We start from the raw sequence: 4184 nt of genomic DNA, 5'->3' as shown, positions 1-4184 counted from the left end.
GTTTGGCAACCCAATGGTTCAGGTCGCGTTTGAACCGGCGTTCCTTTTTGGATAATTTCTTGAGGTGCTTCTTGGCTGACCATGTACCTCTAGATTGTAATCTCGATTTCAGACTGGTGTATCGTTCTCTAACCTTATCAGCTTTTGTGCCTTTATAGACTTCTCCATCAGAAGTGGTTGCTATATTAACTACACCAAGATTCACTATCGGGATTCAGTTTAACTTTCAATGTCAGGTACATTCTATCTATAAATATGTCATACATAAATAAACTAATTATGAAACAGAGATGCTATTGTTGATTCATTAATGGTTTGTTTAAGTTTGGACGCATTCCTCACTCTTTAATCGAAGTATAAAGATATCTTTAAAACAACTAAAATCTCTGATTTAAGCTTTATTCTAAATTTTTAATTTAGAGTGTTTTGATTTAAAGAGAACAGTTAAAACTGTTGGCTTCCTGCTCCATTTCTCGTGAACAACGTATATACAATCTATTGTAGAGGGTCAACTACAAATATAAACTACCAAATAAATGGACATAATACTTACAAACAAAAATAGAAAAAACAACAATGAAACCTTTTAAAGTAGTTACCAGTTATGAACCGAAGGGTGACCAGCCCTCAGCCATTTCAAATTTGACAGATGGACTTAACAAAGGTTTTAAACACCAGACTCTTATGGGAGTAACAGGCTCAGGTAAAACCTTTACAATGGCAAATGTCATAGAAAACGTTCAAAAACCCACACTTGTAATTGCACATAACAAAACACTTGCTGCTCAATTGTATTCTGAATTCAGGGAATTTTTCCCAGACAATGCAGTAGAATATTTTGTAAGTTATTATGATTATTATCAACCTGAAGCCTATATACCAACCACTGACACCTATATTGAAAAAGAATCTTCAATAAATGAAGAAATTGATAGGTTACGTCTTTCTGCCACCAAATCGCTAATGGAACGCAAAGATGTCATTGTAGTATCCAGTGTTTCATGTATCTACAATATAGGTTCACCTGATGAATGGAAAGAGATGTCTTTATTCCTCTCAACGGGTGAAGAGATTGATAAAAGTACCCTGTCTGCCAGTCTGGTTAATATGCAGTATGAGAGAAATGATATCGAATTCACACAAGGTACATTCAGATCAAGAGGGGATACAATTGAAATCTACCCTGCACAGGAAGAACACGGAATACGAATAGAACTTTTCGGAGATGAGGTTGAAAAAATATCATATTTTAACCCGCTGACAGGTAAAGTGCAAAATACATTGAATGAAAATGAAAACATTGCTATCTATCCCGCAAAACACTTTGTAATGCCTCAAGAACAGATAGATAGAGCTATGGATTCTATAGAAGCAGAACTTGAAGAACAGGTATCCAGATTTGAAGCAAACAACCAGCAACTTGAATCCCAGAGACTTGTGCAACGTACTAATTTTGATATGGAGATGCTTCGTGAAATCGGATACTGCAGTGGTATTGAAAACTATTCCCGGCATTTTGACGGTCGCAGACCGGGAGACCCTCCATATTCACTACTTGATTTCTTCCCTGATGATTATCTTATATTTATAGATGAATCACATGTTACAATACCTCAGATAGGCGGTATGTACAACGGTGACAAATCCAGAAAGGATTCACTTGTGGAATATGGATTTCGCCTCCCATCTGCCTATGACAATCGACCCCTGAAATTCGATGAATTTGAAAATAGAGTTAATCAGATTATTTATGTTTCAGCAACACCTGCTAATTATGAATTTAATAATAGTGAACAGGTTGTTGAACAGATAATTCGACCTACAGGACTTGTCGACCCTGAAATAATAGTGCGGCCTATAGAAAACCAGATTGATGACCTTATAGATGAAGTCAGAAAAATAGCCGAAGAAGGGTACCGCACCCTTGTCACCACCCTCACAAAAAGGATGGCTGAGGATTTAACCGATTATTTACTTGAAGTTGGTATCAGAGTTAAATACATGCATTCTGATATCGATACTCTTGAACGTGCAGAAATTGTAAGAAGCCTTAGGAAAGGAGATTTCGATGTTCTTGTAGGCATTAATCTGTTAAGAGAAGGACTTGATATTCCTGAAGTGGAGCTTGTAGCAATCCTTGATGCTGATAAAGAGGGATTCCTGCGCTCTGAACGCTCCCTTATCCAGACCATAGGGAGAGCTTCAAGAAACGCAAACGGTCGCGTTATTCTATATGCTGACAAAACCACAGGTTCCATGAAAAGAGCTATTGATGAAACAAACCGCAGACGTGAACTCCAGATTGATTTTAATCAAAGAAATGGTATTGTCCCACAGACTATCACAAAAGCAATTCAAAAAGAACTCGTGGAAGTCGAATATCCAGAACCACAGACCAGTGATTATTCAGAAACAGTTGCACTGGCAGAAAACAAATCCACAAAAGATATTGAAGACCTGATTATTGACCTTGAAGAGGATATGCATCTTGCCGCAAAGAACCTTGAATTTGAAAAAGCTGCAGAATTAAGAGATAAAATCAACGACCTACGCAGGAAATATTCACTGTAACTGCAAACATAAAACCGGCTTTGACCATAAAGTCGGTCTGACTATAAAATACCCCTTCTGACTATAAAGTTGACAATTATCAGGGTTTATTTGACCATAAAGTTAACAATCTTTAGCAAGTGTCTGCACAAAAAACCTAATTTGTCTACTTACAAAAATTTGAAATGACTGATTGATTTATTATAGTTAGATACGTAGCTCTTTATACTCAAACAGCATATATCTTGTTATGAAACAACGAAGAAAAGATCAGATAGATATTGTACATCATGTAACACTTGACCAGCTCCACACTTTGATAAAACCGAGACCGGTACCAGGATGTTGAAACGGCTGTATTTCTGCAAATTCAGGTATTTGGGGGATTCTGTCAGCGAAGTCGCTGACAGAGTGGGTATCACTAAGATGACTGGATATTACTGGCAGGATAGATGGAATAAAGGTGGATATGATGCTCTGGTTCCAAGGGTCAGTAAGGGCAGAGAACACAAACTCTCACAACAACAGTTTGATGAACTCAAAAATACGCTAAAACAGAGGAGCCTGTGGACTACTAATGAGGTCAGGCAGATCGTTATACAAAAGTATGGGGTAGAATATTCTCTCAAACAGATAAGAATCATAATGATACAGTTTGGTATGAAACATTCCAAACCCTATACTTACGACTACAGAAAACCTGCAGAGGCTGACGAGATTTTAAAAAAACATTCCTGAATTGGACGAGAATACCATCATCGGGTTCCTCGATGAAACTTCTCCACAGAATAATGCAAATACACTGAGATTATGGTCATTCAACAAACCCCAGATTTACAGGAACATGTGGATTAAAGTGAATACTTTAGGGTTCTATGCACTCAATGGCAATTCTGTAATCGAGTTCAATCCACATTCAAAAAAAGAGGATGTTTGTAAGTTCCTGATGAATATCAGGAACAGTAATCCCGGTAAGAGGATTGTCATTATACTTGATAACTTCAAATCGCATCATGCAAAGACTGTGGTTGAATATGCAGTCAACAACGGTATCGAACTGGTCTATCTACCTCCATACTCTCCAGAACTCAATCCCATCGAGTTCATATGGATGAGTATCAGGAGAGTGGTATCCAGGTTCTTCGTTATCGATCCCGATCATATGAGGCAGCTGATTTATGAAGCGTTCATGCAATTATCAGCAAGTATCAGTTTTGCAAAAGGGTGGATAAAAAAGTTTATTGTGAATAATTTTATACAACAAATGTTATGTTACTGACTATAGAAGAGCCATGTATAACGATTTAGACGGTAGCCGTATTACTTACCGTTCCTGACCAAAGATATCCCTTTTTGAAAGGTTTCTGATTTATAATCATATCCTATAATCATTTCTGTTTGTTGTCTCTCTTATTTTTTGAAAAGACAAATGCAGTGGCAATCAAGATTAATAAAAATGTGGAATTAATAAAAGGAATTTCTAGACTATCACTATCAATATTTTGGCTACTGTTATTATTCATGTAATTGTTTTTAATCTGGTTTATAGAATAATTTGCTCTGATATTACCCTTATTTTTAGACAGACTGTTATAATGTACTGTATTATTACTGCTAAAATCCTCCAAGATAAT

General features: G+C 36.6%; 1 protein-coding gene and 3 pseudogenes. 2 read left to right on the top strand and 2 right to left on the bottom strand.

Annotation, left to right across the window (positions count from 1 at the left end):
* Positions 1–205, bottom strand: a pseudogene (locus QZ276_RS02350) (RNA-guided endonuclease TnpB family protein); the annotation flags it as partial.
* A gap of 371 nt (positions 206–576) precedes the next feature.
* Between QZ276_RS02350 and uvrB the strand changes: the two are divergent.
* Both uvrB and QZ276_RS02340 read left to right on the top strand, forming a co-directional pair.
* Complete coding sequence (gene uvrB / locus QZ276_RS02345) at positions 577–2571, top strand: excinuclease ABC subunit UvrB (RefSeq protein ID WP_292484927.1); 1995 nt, start codon at positions 577–579, stop codon at positions 2569–2571.
* Between the two features lie 229 nt (positions 2572–2800).
* A pseudogene (locus tag QZ276_RS02340) lies at positions 2801–3829 on the top strand (IS630 family transposase).
* 109 nt (positions 3830–3938) lie between these two features.
* Here QZ276_RS02340 and QZ276_RS02335 read toward each other — a convergent pair.
* Positions 3939–4184, bottom strand: a pseudogene (locus QZ276_RS02335) (carbohydrate-binding protein); the annotation flags it as partial.

Origin of the sequence: Methanohalobium sp. (genome assembly GCF_018609725.1) — an archaeon.
Lineage (GTDB): Archaea > Halobacteriota > Methanosarcinia > Methanosarcinales > Methanosarcinaceae > Methanohalobium.
This window is presented reverse-complemented; position numbering and strand designations above follow the sequence as displayed.

Coding starts and splice junctions, on each gene's coding strand:
- uvrB (WP_292484927.1), top strand. CDS start 577: ATGAAACCTTTTAAAGTAGTTACCAGTTATGAACCGAAGGGTGACCAG.